The sequence below is a fragment of the Sporomusa aerivorans genome (assembly GCF_041428895.1).
GTDB classification, from domain to species: domain Bacteria; phylum Bacillota; class Negativicutes; order Sporomusales; family Sporomusaceae; genus Sporomusa; species Sporomusa aerivorans.
In genome coordinates this window covers 4,163,581-4,177,218 of record NZ_CP156926.1, presented here as the reverse complement: position 1 = coordinate 4,177,218, position 13,638 = coordinate 4,163,581, and the positions used below count along the sequence as shown (strand labels likewise).

Below are 13,638 nucleotides of genomic sequence, written 5' to 3'. Positions count from 1 at the left end.
AGTGAATATGAATTACTGGGAAATATTTAAAAAAGGTATTTTTGAAATGAACCCGATATTCCGCCTTGCGTTAAGTCTCTGTCCGGCGCTGGCGGTTACTTCCACTGTTTTTAACGCCTTTGGCATGGGCATTTGTGTCACGGCAGTTATTACCGCCAATAATATTGTTGTTTCGTTAATCAAAAATCTTGTTAACCCTAAAGTGCGTGTGCCGGTGTTTATCACCAGCATTGCTACCATCGTAACGCTAACAATTCTGGTTCTGGAAGCATATGCTCCTTCCATATACAAAGAGTTGGGTCTGTACCTCGAACTAGTGGTGGTTTTTGCTATCATCCTGGCCCGGGCAGAAGTGTTTGCCATGAAAAATGGCGTAATACCGTCTGCCATTGACGGTCTCGGGATGGGCGCCGGTTTTGCGCTGGCAATGGTATTTATCGGTGCAGTGCGCGAGCTGTTTGGTACCGGGATGCTTTTAAGCGGAACCTCGATGGCCTTGCAGGTATTTCCTGAGACATATAACGGACCGATGATTATGATTCTTGCACCCGGAGCATTTTTGGTAATTGGGTTAATGATAGGAATGTTTAATGTTATCGGTGAATATCAGGATAAGCAAGCCGCGCTGAAGGCAAAAGCGGCATCACAGCTTACTGGGCAAAGGAGTGAGGCTGTATAATGGAATATTTTACTTTGTTTATGGGCGCGGTAATTGTTAATAACTTCGTGCTTACTCGCTTTCTGGGTCTCTGTATTTTCTTCGGAGTATCCAAAAGCCTTAGCGCCTCTGTCGGCATGGGCATGGCTGTCGCTTCTATTCTTACAGTAACCTCGGCTCTTGCCTGGCTTGTTTATCACTTTATACTTGTCCCCTATGACTTAATGTTCCTCAAAATTGTTGTGATTGTTCTCCTGATGGCCGGATGCGTGCAGTTTTTGGAAATTGCCATCAAGAAATATGCACCTGCCCTGTATGAGATGTGGGGTATATACTTGCTGTTAATAGCGACCAACTGTGTAATTTTAGGTGTTCCGCTTATTAACGCCACTGAAAACTACGGATTTATAAAAAGCGTTGTCAACGCCTTTGGGTCAGGGGTAGGCTTTGCATTGGCAATCATACTCATGGCCAGCCTGCGGGAAAAGCTTCAGTATGCTGATGTTCCCAAGACGTTACAGGGCTTAGGAATTGCCTTTGTGCTGGCCGGTATGCTGGCGTTATCCTTCCTTGGTTTTTCAGGCATGATTCCGTTATAAGCCTAACTGAAAGGAGAGTGAGAAATAAATGGAACATGGAGTACTTCAACACTCATTAATGGTAGTCGCAGTTTTGACAGGCTTAGGGATTCTGTTTGGACTTATCCTGGCCTTTGCCAATAAAAAGATGGCTATTGAGATTAATCCGCTGATACATGTTGTGGAAGACGTATTACCAAAAGGACAATGTGGCGCTTGTGGTTATGCTGGTTGCATGAATTATGCCGAAGCCGTTGTTAATAACCCCGATGTTCCGCCTAACCTTTGTACGCCCGGTAAGGAACCGGTGGCCAAACTGGTAGCGGAATTAACCGGTAAGGCGGCGGCGGCCATTGAGCCGCGAATTGCCCAGGTTAAATGCGCCGGCACACATGCCAAGGCAGTTAAAGCCAATGAGTACGATGGCATACAGGACTGTATGGCTGCGAATTTGCTGTTCGGTGGCCCCAAAAGCTGCAAATATGGCTGTTTGGGACTGGGGACCTGTGTCAAAGCATGTCCGTTCGGAGCCATGACGATGAGTGAAGACGGCTTGCCGATAATTGATCCCGAGAAGTGTACCGGCTGCGCTAAGTGCGAAACAGTCTGCCCGAAAAAAGTTATTGCCATGATGCCGATTGGCGCCCATGTGCGTGTTAACTGCAATTCCCATGATAAAGGTGCTGTTGCCAAAAAAGCTTGCAGTGCGGCATGCATTGGCTGTACCTTATGTGTGAAGGAATGCCCGCATGGCGCTATTAAGATGGATAGTAATCTGGCTGTCGTGGATGCCAAGGTATGTATGGAAAAATGTGATAATCCTGCCTGCCTGGCTAAATGCCCGACAAAAGCTATTCGGCAGGCCGTGCTGGGAATAGTTCCCGGGACGGAGAACATTGTAGCTTAATACCGAAATATAACTGGAAAGGGAGGGCGTCTGCCCTCCTCTTTTATTTGCATAAACGGGTATTTTAATGTAAAATATAATAGAATATGAGCAAGGTGACAACTTATGCTTACATACGCTGACAAAAAAATGGTTATTGCCCTGCTGCTAGCAGCTTTATTAGGGGTTGGCCTTAATATGTATTATCTATCGGCTAACAGGCAGGGACAGAGTTCAGCAGTTATTTCGGTTGACGGTAAGGTTGTTAAAACTATCCGGTTACAGCCAGGGTATTCCGGCGAATTCAAAATTGGCGACAACAGCGGGTTTAATATCATCGAATATAAGGACGGGCGCGTGCGAATTCGGGAAGCTGACTGTCATGACCAAATCTGCGTGCAGACAGGATGGATAAGCACTCCGCCGCAGCAAATTGTTTGTCTGCCATATAAGGTTGTCGTTAAAGTGATATCTGATCGTCCTGCCGAAGTTGACGATATTGTGAGGTAACCATGATGAAGACTAAACGCATGGTACTGTTGGCTTTGTTGGTTGCTATGGCAGCGACGTTACACATTGTCGAAAGCTGGTTGCCGCTACCGGTTCCGGTTCCAGGGGCAAAACTGGGTTTGGCAAATATCATTTCACTGCTGGCGATCCTTATGTTCGGCTGTAAAGAAGCTGTTTATATCGCTGTGGCCCGTGTTTTAGTCGGCTCATTATTCGGCGGTTCCTTATTGGGGCCGGCGTTTATTATGAGTATGGGCGGAGCGATAAGTAGTATTTTTGTTATGGGTTATTTCCGGCAGAACTACAGTCAAGCGTTTTCGCTTGTCGGTGTTAGTGTAGCAGGAGCAGTCACCCACAATACAGCGCAAATACTTCTCGCCGCCGCGTTAGTCGACAGTGCGGGATTATTATGGTATTTGCCTTATTTACTGTTGTTTGCCATACCAACCGGCTTGTTTACCGGTTTGGCCGCCAATTATCTGGTTGCCAAATCTCCGGCTATGTTTGGTTTTAAAATCCGAAATACTGATTAGGCAAATTAATAAGGTCCTTGTATAGGCGCAAGGATTTTTTTTCCTGATAGAAAGTACGCCTGGATAAGGATAACATCGGCTTCCAGCTTTAACAAATGCTCGACTGAGGCCGTGTTTCCTTATTGGAACTTGAGGAGGTCTGTTTGGTGAAAACCGGCACGAAAAGAAGCAGTTCATCTGGAAAAAGCATGGGAATGATGGCCTTGTTTTTAATTACCGGGGCTGTTGTCGGTGGCATTTTAGGCGAACTTGCCGCTAGTTCCAGCCTGCTCTCCGGTGTTGCGCCCTATCTCATAAAACCATTTCCGGTATTTGATGTGCCACCGGTAGCTATTAATTTATATGTTATCAAACTGGTAATTGGCTTTGCCTTATACCCCAATTTGATGAGTATATTGGGAATTATAGCGGCTGTCCTGCTCTTTCGCCGTTTTTAGGAGGTTGCAGCATGGAAATTATTTTGGCATCATCATCACCCCGGCGTCAGCAATTGTTGTCACTAATTGGACTTGTTTTCGAAGTTGTTGTCAGTGATTTTGAAGAGGATAATACAAAGGACATGCCGCCATGTGATTTGGCAGTGGCTCATGCGCGTGATAAAGCAATTGACGTAAGTAAACGTTGCTCGAAAAATGCCATTGTTATAGGTGCAGACACTATTGTTGTTTTAGAGGATAAGGTTTTCGGCAAACCTGTAGATAGAGAAGATGCCATCCGAATGCTGACTACTCTTTCCGGTAAAGAGCACACAGTTATTTCCGGGGTAGCGGTAGTTAAGGGGCAGCAGATTGTTACCGGTTTTTGCACGACAACTGTTAAAATTCGCCAGTTGTCATGTAAACAAATTGAACGCTATGTAGCCACCGGTGAACCTATGGACAAGGCAGGAGCTTATGCCATTCAAGGCAAGGGAACATTGCTTGTGGAGGGGATTCACGGCTGCTATAACAATGTGGTAGGTCTGCCGCTTGGCACATTGGCAGAATTATTGAGTCAGGTAGGAGTAGAACTACTATGACGGTGGACAAGCTGCTGATGATGAAAGAATTGCCTGAGACAGAAAGGCCGAGGGAAAAACTTCTGGCCAAAGGTACTCAAAACCTTAGTAATGCCGAGTTGTTAGCCATTCTCCTGCGTACCGGCAAGCAAAATATGCCGGTAAGTCGCCTTGCCGAACAAATTTTATCTAAGTACGAACTCAAGGGGCTTGCCAGTATAACGCCGCAGGAATTAAGCAAGACAGCTGGTGTGGGCTTGGCAAAGGCCGTTTCCGTAGTAGCCGGTATTGAACTGGGACGCAGAGTATGTCATCAGGAACCAGGTGAGCGTCCTGTCATTAAAAGCCCGCAGGATGCAGCTAATTTAGTAATGAGCGAGCTTAGGTATCAAGCTAAAGAACACTTTATGGCTCTGCTGTTATCGACCAAGAATCATGTCATTGCCCGGGTAATTGTATCTGTTGGCAGTTTAAGCGCTTCCATCGTACATCCGCGGGAATTGTTCCGGGAAGCTATTAGTTATAGTGCAGCGGCTGTAATTTTAATACACAATCACCCGAGCGGTGACCCAACTCCTAGCCAGGAGGATATTTTATTAACAAGGCAACTGGTGGAGGCGGGAAATCTGCTCCATATTTCTGTACTTGACCATGTAATAATCGGGGATGGCAAGTATGTTAGTTTTAAGGAAAAGGGAATAATATAATAGGTTTTAATCGAACGAAGGGAGCTAATAAAGCTTATGTTTAATTTGTTTGGTTCACTGTCACGTGACATGGGTATAGATCTCGGTACTGCCAATACGTTGGTACATGTTAAAGGCCGAGGAATTGTTCTCAGGGAGCCGTCGGTAGTCGCTATTCAGCGTGACACTGGCGAGGTATTGGCCGTTGGCGAAGAAGCCAAGCAGATGATCGGCCGCACACCTGGGAATATTGTTGCCATTCGGCCGCTAAAAGACGGCGTCATTGCCGACTTCGATGTTACGCAGGCTATGCTCAAGTATTTTATCAGGAAGTCCATGGATTCCAAGTCCTTTATCAGGCCGCGGGTCATAGTTGGTGTGCCTTCCGGAGTTACTGAGGTCGAAAAACGGGCAGTCATTGATGCCACCATCCAGGCGGGAGCGCGGGAAGCCTATTTGATTGAAGAGCCGATGGCGGCAGCTATTGGCGCAGGCTTGCCTGTTCATGAACCAACAGGGAATATGGTTGTCGACATCGGTGGCGGTACCACGGAAGTAGCAGTAATTTCGCTGGGAGGGATTGTTACCAGCCGTTCGATCCGTATCGGCGGTGATGAAATGGATGAAGCCATTGTTCAATATATAAAACGCACTTATAACCTGATGATTGGTGAACGTACTGCCGAAGAAGTAAAAATCAAGATTGGTTCGGCTATTATGCCGAAGGACGACGTCCAGCTGGATGTGCGTGGCCGTGATTTGGTGACAGGATTGCCCAAAACCTTGATAATTAAAGCAAGTGAAGTGCAGTTAGCATTAAGCGAACCGGTAGCCGGCATTATCGAAGCAGTCAAGGTAACGCTGGAGAAGACTCCGCCCGAACTGGCATCTGATATCATGGATCGCGGTATCGTCATGACAGGTGGCGGTTCGCTCTTAAAAGGACTCGATATATTGCTCAACAAGGAAACAGGCATGCCTGTACATATTTCAGAAGATGCGCTCTCCTGTGTTGCAGCAGGTACTGGCGGTGCTTTGGAAAGCATAGATTTGTTGAAACGGGTATTAATGACTCCCAAAAAACTTAATTAGATTGATTAACCAGGAGGCAGTTGGCTAGGTGAGCCAACTGCCAGAATTTGTGTAAGGAAGGAGCCCGGAAAGTGCGATTCATTCACAAAAAGGCGGTTATTCTTGCAGTGGCGGTACTTACCGTCTTTTTGCTGGCCAGTACAATTGCCCAGGGTAAATACCAGTTTGCTTTTGTAGAACGGATAGTTGTGACATTGTTAACGCCGGTTGAATATGTGTTAAGCAAAGTAGGTTATGGTATACGTCAGACAGGAACATTTACCGGCGGGATTATGACAGTATACCGGGATAACCAGACCCTTAAAGCCGAGATTGCCCAACTGCGCCAAAACGATGTAAATGTAACAGAAATTTTGGCGGAGAATGCACGGTTGAAGACTATGCTTGAATATAAGAAAGCGGCGCCGCAGTTCGATTTTGTTTCTGCGCAAGTAATCGCCCGTGACCCAGGAACATGGACCAGCATAATTATTATTAACCGCGGTGCCGCTGACGGTATCGCTAAGGATATGCCCGTAGTAACAGCCCAGGGACTTGTCGGCAGTGTGACGAATGTCTATAATAATGCTGCCAAGGTACAACTTATTTTGGACCCGCGGAGTGCCGTTGGCTGTTTGGTACAGCGTCCGGAGTCGCGGGTTGCAGGCATTGTGGAAGGGAGCGGTTCGAATCCGCTGACACCGCACATGGTTAATATTGCTCGGGATGCCGATATTATTAAGAGTGATAGAATTATTACCTCTGGTTTCGGCGGCATATACCCCAAAGGACTTCTGGTAGGTGAAGTTGTTGATGTGGTTAACGAAGAAGGTGGATTGCTAAAATATGCCGTCTTGAAGCCAGCGGTGGATTTTGATAGACTAGAGGAAGTATTGGTTATTGTCCGTTCGCGTGAACCAATTCCTGTACCGCAGCAGCCCGCTGCCCAGACTGCACCTGGGCAAACCCAGCAGCCAGTACAGCCGAAAGGGGCAGGACGATGAGAATGTTACTCGTCTGGGCTGGGTTGCTTATTATCACTATCGCCGTCCAGGCTGTTTTACTGCCGCTGATTTTTACTGGTGGCGGCAAACCTGACATACTCCTGACTCTTGTTGTGGCTTGCGGATTATTAGCCGGACGTGAGCAGGCAACCGGTATTGGTTTTTTTGCCGGGATTATCCAGGATTTTGCATCAGGTAATATTTTCGGCTTAAATACTTTATCGAAAATGGCTATTGGTTATCTTGCCGGCTTAGCTGAACGAAAAGTATTCAAAGAAAGTGTTGTTTTGCCGGTTTTAGCCATTATTATAGCTACGTTTTTAAACAGCGCAGTTACGCAGGCGCTGCTTTTGCTGTTGGGCTATAAAATTGAGTTTATTTCCATGTTGAGAAATCAGATGCTGCCGACATTGGGCTACAATATTTTATTCTGTATCCCTATCCATAGGCTTATATACCGGATTACTTTCGGTAACCGCAGTCAGTTTTAAACAGGTTATTCTCGAAAGGAGGTTGTCGGATGCTCGCTAAGCGGTTCAATGGCAGACTTGAAATTTTAAGTCTGATCATTATTTTTATTTTTATTGCGTTAATAAGCCGTCTGGGTTACTTGCAAATGGCTCAAGGTCAATATTACGGGCGGCTGGCCGACGGCAACCGAATCAGACTTATTCCCATCATGGCTCCCAGGGGAATTTTCTATGACCGGAACGGGGTAGCCATGGTGTCCAGCCGGCCGGGCTTTACAGTCTCTTTACTGCCGATAAGCGGACCGGTTCCAGATGAAGTCATTAATAAGCTGGCCGGTATTCTTAATGTAAATGTCATGGAGATTAAAACAAAATTATCCCAGCATACAGGTTCGTTTGAGCCTATACGGGTGAAGACCGATGTTGGTCCCGATATTGTTACTAAAATTGAGGAACGGCGCTCCGAACTGCCAGGGGTTGTTATCGAAATCCAACCACTTAGAAACTATGTTAACAACGAGCTGGCCGCCCATATTTTTGGCTATGTGAGTGAAATCAATGATGTCGAACTTGAGAAGCGCAAAACAGATGGATATAAAGCTGGCGACATTGTTGGCAAATTTGGTTTGGAAAAAGTTTACGACAAGGAGATACGTGGCGTCGACGGCGGCAATCAGGTCGAAGTCGATGTCAGCGGCCGGCCAGTGCAGGTAATTGGCAAGAAAGACCCGGTACCAGGACACAATCTCATTTTAACTATTGACCAGAGGATACAAAAAGCGGCCGAGGCGGCTATTGACGAGCAGCTTGCTTACTTGCAGAGCAAAACTGAGTTTACCAAAGCCAAAGCGGCTGCCGCCGTTGTCTTAAACCCGAAAACCGGGGAAGTGCTGGCTATGGTAAGCCGGCCTACCTTTAACCCCAACTTGTTTAATGGCGGAATTTCTGCCAAGGACTGGCAGGCGCTTAACGAAAATCCATACCACCCAATGGATAACAAAGCTATTTCGGGCGAATACCCGCCGGGCTCGACTTTTAAAATTATTACCGGTGCGGCGGCGTTAGAACTGGGTAAGGTTACGCCAGCGGAGAAAATCTTAGATACCGGCACACACTGGATTATTCCCAAGAGGAATGCAGGCGGTGAGGCTTTGGGCTGGATTAACTTTCGCGAAGCGCTGGCCAAGTCTGATAACGTCTACTTCTATGAAATGGGCAACCGTCTGGGGATTGACAACTTAGAAAAGTATGCCCGCATGTTTGGCCTGGGAACCGTTACCGGCATCAATCTGCAAGGGGAATCGGAAGGTCTGGTGGCTAACCGGCGTTACAAAGCAAAGGTATACGAGGAAGAATGGTATTTGTCAGAAACCTTCGATGCAGCTATCGGACAAGGGTTTCAATTAGCCACTCCCCTGCAAATGGCCGTAATAATTAGTGAAATTGCCAACGGCGGTCACCGCTACAAACCGAATCTTGTCAGCAAAATTACTGACCCGCATGGCCAAGTTATTAAAACATTTGCACCTGAAGAGGTCGGTCAGGTAAGCATTTCAGACAGTACGCTGAATCTTATCCGCGAATCACTAAGAGATGTTGCCCAGGAAGGCGGCACCGCTACTGAGGCATTTGGTGATTTTCCCGTTGCCATCGCCGGCAAGACAGGAACCGCGGAAAATTCCCATGGGCATGATCATGGCTGGTTTGTGGGGTATGGTCCTTATGAGGATCCGCGTATTGCCGTGGCCATTGTCGTGGAGCAAGGCGGTTTTGGCGCATCTTCAGCAGTACCCATTGCTAAAAAGGTTATGGAAGCCGCTTTTAATATCAACCAGACTCCGGCCGACTCAGCCATTATCCGTCGGCCGCAGACAGCGCTATAAATAGTCAGCCATACATAAAGGAGTCAGGACAAATGCCTGACTCCTTTATGATTTACAAAATGCGGCACGCTTTTAAAAGGGATGAGCTACGGAGAAACTTTAGCCGCATTGCGGAAGAAATATGGAATGATTGCGGCAAAAGGCTGCTGATACAGGATGGTCATTGTCACCGGAATGGCCACCGCGTGAGGGAAAAAAGTCAGGGCAAGCACTACGCCAAAGCTGGCATTACGTAGCCCGACACAATAAATCATGGCTAAGGCAATCTCTTTAGAACGGCTTTTAAAGAAAAGCGAGCCAAGATAGCCTGTGAAATAACCGGCAGCCACTAAAAGCATGGTTACAATAACAATTTTAAGAGTAGACAAATCCCAGGTTATATCCGGGCCGACCAAGGCAGAGTTGATGAAAATTACAACGAAGAAAGCCACTTTGGAAAAAAAGTTGCCGATTGCCTTGAGTGAGTCAGGCAGCATGTCTTTGCGTCCATAATCGTGAATGATCATGCCGGCAAGGCTTGGGAGAGTAATCATAATCAGCAATTGAAGCATCATTTGCATATAATCGATCTGCAAAGCCTGACCGATGACCATTTTAAAGAAAAAGGGCAGCATTACAGGGACAATAAGAGTGTCAAGCGTGACCGCAACTAAGGCAACAGAAACGTTCCCGCCTGTTATTGCAGTCCAAATAACAGAAGTTACACCAATGGGGGTTGCTGCAGCAACTAAATAGCCTAACTGAATGTTGTGATCGCCGGTAAACAAAAGAATTCCCGTCAGCCAGGCTATAAGCGGCGATATAATATGAATCAGGACAAGTATCCAAAGAGGAATGACCGGCTTTTTAAGTACGCGGAGGAATTCTTTTAAACTTGTTCCCAAAGCAGTTACAAACGTCATATACCCAAAGGAGCCAAGTACGATAGCACGTAAGGCGGGGGAATCGGGAATGGGTATTAAAAAACCCAGTAATAGGGCCGACAGCACAATATAAAACATATGTTGTCCCAGCCAAGCAGTAACTCTTGTTAAATAGGTAATCATGTGTAAGCCTCCAATAATATATAGCTAGCTCACTATATTCCGCATTCTTTTGCCAATCACCTTTTAATTCTATTAAAATATAGTGTTGGTGTCAGTATTTCTGCAGGAAATCTTGTAATTAAGGCGAATTTTAGTTGACATATAGATATTATTCCATGGTAAAATTTAGGAGTAGATATGCGGGAGGATGTAGTATTTAAGGGAAGTAAAAGCGGTCTTGAATTGGTGATAAACCAGTCAGCCGATTTTTCTGCAATCTTAGAGCAACTAAAAGAAAAACTGGAATCTGCTGCTCACTTTTTTGCCGGCGGCAGCGGTGTTAAAGTACTATCCTGGACAAGTGCGCTGACGGGTGAGGAACGAGGACAGATTGTTGATCTACTGGCTGACTATGGATTGGCTTTGCGCGAGCAGCCTGACTCTGAATTTGTGCCGCCAGAACAATTCTCTGCCGGGGCGGATACTCCTCTTGCTGATATTCCGGTCGAATACCGTCAGGAACCGGAAGGCGGGCAGACGTTAATCGTATCCAGAATGCTGCGAAGCGGTCAAAAGATCATATTTAATGGTTCCGTTATTATTATGGGCGATGTTAACCCTGGAGCAGAGGTTATTGCCAGCGGTAATATTACCGTGCAGGGAACTTGCCGGGGGGTGGCTCATGCCGGGGTTAAAGGCGACAGAAATGCTACTATAACGGCTGACAGGCTGGTTGCCGGCCAATTGAGAATTGCCGGGCTTATTGCCAGAGCTCCTGACAACCAGGTTGAACCTACCTGCCGGGAAACAGCCCGCATTTCCGGTGGTACTGTTATTATTGGACCGACGGAAAGTTTGTAAGTTAAACTAGGAGGTACATAGATGGGGGAAGTAATCGTCATTACGTCAGGCAAAGGTGGTGTTGGCAAAACGACAACCACTGCTAATCTAGGAACTGGTTTTGCTTTGCAAGGCAAAAAAGTGGTTTTGGTCGACGCTGATATTGGCCTGCGCAATCTTGATGTTGTTATGGGACTGGAAAATAGAATTGTATATGACCTGGTGGATGTCACTGAGGGCAACTGCCGGTTAAAGCAAGCTCTAATCAGAGACAAGCGTTATGATACACTTTATCTGTTGCCTGCCGCCCAAACGCGGGATAAAAATGCGGTTACACCTGACCAGATGCAGCAATTATGCAAAGAACTGGCCCAGGAATTTGATTATGTTATTATTGACTGTCCGGCAGGTATTGAGCAAGGCTTCAAAAATGCCATTGCGGGGGCGGACCGCGCAATTATTGTCACAACGCCTGAAGTCTCGGCTGTCCGGGATGCAGATCGCATTATCGGCCTCTTAGAATCAGAGGGAAAACATAATCCCAAGCTAATTGTCAACCGTATTCGTCCGCTCATGGTCAAGAAGGGCGATATGATGGATATTGATGATATTATTGAAATTTTGGCTGTCGATCTTTTAGGGATTATTCCTGAGGATGAATATATAGTTATTTCCACTAATCGCGGCGAACCGGCTGTTGTTAACACATCGGCCCTGGCCAGTACGGCTTATCGAAACATTGTACGCCGGCTAATGGGGGAAAATGTGCCACTCATGACACTTGAAATTAATGATAGCCTATGGGGCAAGTTTAAAAAGGTGCTGGGATTTTAATTTGGGTATTTGGGGAGGGAACAAGGTGTTTGAACTTATACAAAAGCTTTTTGGCAAAGAGGCACAAGGCTCTAAAGACGTCGCCAAAGAACGCCTTAGGTTTGTCCTGGTCCATGACCGTGTCAATGTATCGCCACAGTTTATGGAAGTTATAAAAGACGATATGATTAAGGTAATATCAAATTATATGGACATCAATGAGACCGAGATGGAAATTAACTTGACTAGGACTAACACACAGGTTGCCTTAGTAGCCAATATTCCTGTAAACCGTATGAAGCGCAATTCAATGCCAGGAGAATAATTCTTTGCAGAGTCAAGGTTATCTTGCTCTGCTTTTTATTTTCTCTATACTGGACGAAGGCGGGAAATACTATTATAATATATAAGACATTGTTAGAGAGAAGGTTATCCGGCTATGCTCAACCAGCGCCTTTTGCGGAACCTGGATTTTATACTTATTGGTGTTACCGCTCTTCTTATTATTGTAAGCCTGCTTATTATTGGCAGCGCCACTCATATTAATAACCCGAGTGAAGACCGGTATTGGTATGTGCAGCGACAAGGCTTATTTGCATTAGCGAACGTTGCTCTTATCTTCCTGATGCTGAATTTTGACTATAAGTCTCTGGAGCGTTTTGGCGGCTTTCTATATTTTTCCAACCTGACTATGCTGCTGGCGGTAATGTTTATCGGCCAGTCAGCTTTGGGGGCTCAGCGGTGGATACAGATCGGGCCGATTAGCCTGCAGCCTTCGGAATTTTCCAAGATTATCATGATTATATCATTGGCGCAGATTCTTGATAAACGCACTGGAAAACTTAATTCATTTAAAGACATTATTCCCGTGTTTATTTATGTGGGCATACCATTTCTCCTGGTGTTAAAACAGCCGGATCTTGGGACATCACTGGTATTTATGGCTATACTATTTGGTATGATTTTTATTGCCGGAATTAGTAGTCGTCATCTAATGACCATATTCGGCGCCGGTATGGCTTTTCTGCCAATTTTTTGGCACTTTTTAAAGGATTATCAAAAAAAGCGGCTGACGGTATTTATTGATCCTAATGTTGATCCGTTAGGTTCAGGCTATCACATCATACAATCGAAAATTGCTATTGGCTCGGGGATGCTGTTTGGCAAAGGCTTGTTCAATGGTACCCAGAGTCAACTGAATTTTTTGCCTGAGAACCATACCGATTTTATTTTTGCCGTGATTGGCGAAGAACTTGGATTTGTCGGTGCAACATTTGTTTTATTGCTGTATCTTATATTACTGTATCGCGGTGTTAAAATCGCCGGCGCAGCGCGCGATAATTTTGGAACATTGCTGGCGACCGGAATTACCTCCATGCTCGCCTTCCATGTATTGGTCAATGTCGGCATGACCGCCGGTATTATGCCTGTAACAGGTATTCCTCTGCCGCTTATGAGTTATGGGGTCAGCGCACTAACCACCAACCTTGTGAGTATCGGTATACTACTCAATATTTATATGCGACGACAAAAAATTCTGTTTTAATTTTTAGTGACAGTCGTAGGCAGATTGCTCTTACACAAAGAGCAGTCTGTCTTTTTTCTGACATCAATATTGCTAGTTGCTGACTAGGAGCGATAAGAACTGTCTTTATTGGTTAAAAAGGACGGACATGCCGGTTTT

Annotated in this window: 17 protein-coding genes; 16 read left to right on the top strand and 1 reads right to left on the bottom strand. The window is 45.8% G+C overall.

The window, feature by feature from the left end:
• Positions 1–7 precede the first annotated feature (7 nt).
• The 12 genes from rsxE (at position 8) to mrdA (ending at position 9,276) form a co-directional block, all read left to right on the top strand.
• Positions 8–679: an electron transport complex subunit RsxE gene (gene rsxE / locus SATMO3_RS20225; RefSeq protein WP_371371540.1), complete on the top strand. Its 672-nt coding sequence runs from the start codon at positions 8–10 to the stop codon at positions 677–679.
• Entirely contained in the window at positions 679–1,257 is a 579-nt protein-coding gene (locus SATMO3_RS20220; RefSeq protein WP_371371539.1) for an electron transport complex protein RnfA, read from the top strand. Before rsxE ends, SATMO3_RS20220 begins: the two co-directional genes overlap by 1 nt.
• 28 nt (positions 1,258–1,285) lie before the next feature.
• Positions 1,286–2,143, top strand: coding sequence for an RnfABCDGE type electron transport complex subunit B (rnfB, locus tag SATMO3_RS20215; RefSeq protein ID WP_371371538.1), 858 nt, complete (start codon positions 1,286–1,288; stop codon positions 2,141–2,143).
• Between the two features lie 105 nt (positions 2,144–2,248).
• Positions 2,249–2,632: a NusG domain II-containing protein gene (locus SATMO3_RS20210; RefSeq protein WP_371371537.1), complete on the top strand. Its 384-nt coding sequence runs from the start codon at positions 2,249–2,251 to the stop codon at positions 2,630–2,632.
• A gap of 2 nt (positions 2,633–2,634) precedes the next feature.
• A complete protein-coding gene (locus tag SATMO3_RS20205; protein WP_371371536.1) occupies positions 2,635–3,165 on the top strand; it encodes a Gx transporter family protein in 531 nt (176 codons plus the stop codon).
• A gap of 146 nt (positions 3,166–3,311) precedes the next feature.
• Entirely contained in the window at positions 3,312–3,602 is a 291-nt protein-coding gene (locus SATMO3_RS20200) for a DUF4321 domain-containing protein (RefSeq protein ID WP_371371535.1), read from the top strand.
• An 11-nt stretch (positions 3,603–3,613) separates the two neighbouring features.
• Positions 3,614–4,183, top strand: coding sequence for a nucleoside triphosphate pyrophosphatase (locus tag SATMO3_RS20195; protein WP_371371534.1), 570 nt, complete (start codon positions 3,614–3,616; stop codon positions 4,181–4,183).
• Positions 4,180–4,869 carry a DNA repair protein RadC gene (gene radC, locus SATMO3_RS20190; RefSeq protein ID WP_371371533.1) on the top strand — a complete coding sequence of 230 codons (690 nt, stop codon included), beginning with the start codon at positions 4,180–4,182 and terminating at the stop codon, positions 4,867–4,869. The genes SATMO3_RS20195 and radC overlap by 4 nt, the downstream gene beginning before the upstream one ends.
• A gap of 36 nt (positions 4,870–4,905) precedes the next feature.
• Positions 4,906–5,940, top strand: coding sequence for a rod shape-determining protein (locus SATMO3_RS20185; protein WP_371371532.1), 1,035 nt, complete (start codon positions 4,906–4,908; stop codon positions 5,938–5,940).
• 71 nt (positions 5,941–6,011) lie between these two features.
• Positions 6,012–6,923, top strand: a complete 912-nt coding sequence (gene mreC, locus SATMO3_RS20180; RefSeq protein ID WP_371371531.1) for a rod shape-determining protein MreC — start codon at positions 6,012–6,014, stop codon at positions 6,921–6,923.
• Complete coding sequence (gene mreD, locus SATMO3_RS20175) at positions 6,920–7,414, top strand: rod shape-determining protein MreD (RefSeq protein ID WP_371371530.1); 495 nt, start codon at positions 6,920–6,922, stop codon at positions 7,412–7,414. Before mreC ends, mreD begins: the two co-directional genes overlap by 4 nt.
• A 29-nt stretch (positions 7,415–7,443) precedes the next feature.
• Positions 7,444–9,276 (top strand): penicillin-binding protein 2, encoded by a 1,833-nt coding sequence (gene mrdA, locus SATMO3_RS20170; protein ID WP_371371529.1) that lies wholly within the window; start codon positions 7,444–7,446, stop codon positions 9,274–9,276.
• An 86-nt stretch (positions 9,277–9,362) separates the two neighbouring features.
• Here mrdA and SATMO3_RS20165 read toward each other — a convergent pair whose 3' ends face one another.
• A complete protein-coding gene (locus SATMO3_RS20165; RefSeq protein ID WP_371371528.1) occupies positions 9,363–10,322 on the bottom strand; it encodes a bile acid:sodium symporter family protein in 960 nt (319 codons plus the stop codon).
• 177 nt (positions 10,323–10,499) lie between these two features.
• On the opposite strand from SATMO3_RS20165, the gene minC reads away from it, so the two are divergent.
• The 4 genes from minC to rodA all read left to right on the top strand — a co-directional run bounded on the left by minC (position 10,500) and on the right by rodA (position 13,500).
• On the top strand, positions 10,500–11,162 hold the full coding sequence (gene minC, locus SATMO3_RS20160) for a septum site-determining protein MinC (RefSeq protein ID WP_371371527.1): 663 nt from the start codon (positions 10,500–10,502) through the stop codon (positions 11,160–11,162).
• Positions 11,163–11,183: 21 nt separating this feature from the next.
• A complete protein-coding gene (gene minD, locus SATMO3_RS20155; RefSeq protein ID WP_371371526.1) occupies positions 11,184–11,975 on the top strand; it encodes a septum site-determining protein MinD in 792 nt (263 codons plus the stop codon).
• Between the two features lie 25 nt (positions 11,976–12,000).
• Positions 12,001–12,279: a cell division topological specificity factor MinE gene (gene minE / locus SATMO3_RS20150; RefSeq protein WP_371371525.1), complete on the top strand. Its 279-nt coding sequence runs from the start codon at positions 12,001–12,003 to the stop codon at positions 12,277–12,279.
• Between the two features lie 114 nt (positions 12,280–12,393).
• On the top strand, positions 12,394–13,500 hold the full coding sequence (rodA, locus tag SATMO3_RS20145) for a rod shape-determining protein RodA (protein WP_371371524.1): 1,107 nt from the start codon (positions 12,394–12,396) through the stop codon (positions 13,498–13,500).
• The last annotated feature ends 138 nt before the right edge of the window (positions 13,501–13,638 follow it).

Excerpts from the sequence above, each read along its gene's own strand:
- minD (WP_371371526.1), top strand. The coding sequence starts at position 11,184 with ATGGGGGAAGTAATCGTCATTACGTCAGGCAAAGGTGGTGTTGGCAAA.
- rsxE (WP_371371540.1), top strand. The coding sequence starts at position 8 with ATGAATTACTGGGAAATATTTAAAAAAGGTATTTTTGAAATGAACCCG.
- SATMO3_RS20220 (WP_371371539.1), top strand. The coding sequence starts at position 679 with ATGGAATATTTTACTTTGTTTATGGGCGCGGTAATTGTTAATAACTTC.
- rodA (WP_371371524.1), top strand. The coding sequence starts at position 12,394 with ATGCTCAACCAGCGCCTTTTGCGGAACCTGGATTTTATACTTATTGGT.
- radC (WP_371371533.1), top strand. The coding sequence starts at position 4,180 with ATGACGGTGGACAAGCTGCTGATGATGAAAGAATTGCCTGAGACAGAA.
- rnfB (WP_371371538.1), top strand. The coding sequence starts at position 1,286 with ATGGAACATGGAGTACTTCAACACTCATTAATGGTAGTCGCAGTTTTG.
- mrdA (WP_371371529.1), top strand. The coding sequence starts at position 7,444 with ATGCTCGCTAAGCGGTTCAATGGCAGACTTGAAATTTTAAGTCTGATC.
- SATMO3_RS20195 (WP_371371534.1), top strand. The coding sequence starts at position 3,614 with ATGGAAATTATTTTGGCATCATCATCACCCCGGCGTCAGCAATTGTTG.
- mreD (WP_371371530.1), top strand. The coding sequence starts at position 6,920 with ATGAGAATGTTACTCGTCTGGGCTGGGTTGCTTATTATCACTATCGCC.
- SATMO3_RS20165 (WP_371371528.1), bottom strand. The coding sequence starts at position 10,322 with ATGATTACCTATTTAACAAGAGTTACTGCTTGGCTGGGACAACATATG.
- SATMO3_RS20210 (WP_371371537.1), top strand. The coding sequence starts at position 2,249 with ATGCTTACATACGCTGACAAAAAAATGGTTATTGCCCTGCTGCTAGCA.
- SATMO3_RS20205 (WP_371371536.1), top strand. The coding sequence starts at position 2,635 with ATGATGAAGACTAAACGCATGGTACTGTTGGCTTTGTTGGTTGCTATG.
- minC (WP_371371527.1), top strand. The coding sequence starts at position 10,500 with ATGCGGGAGGATGTAGTATTTAAGGGAAGTAAAAGCGGTCTTGAATTG.
- SATMO3_RS20185 (WP_371371532.1), top strand. The coding sequence starts at position 4,906 with ATGTTTAATTTGTTTGGTTCACTGTCACGTGACATGGGTATAGATCTC.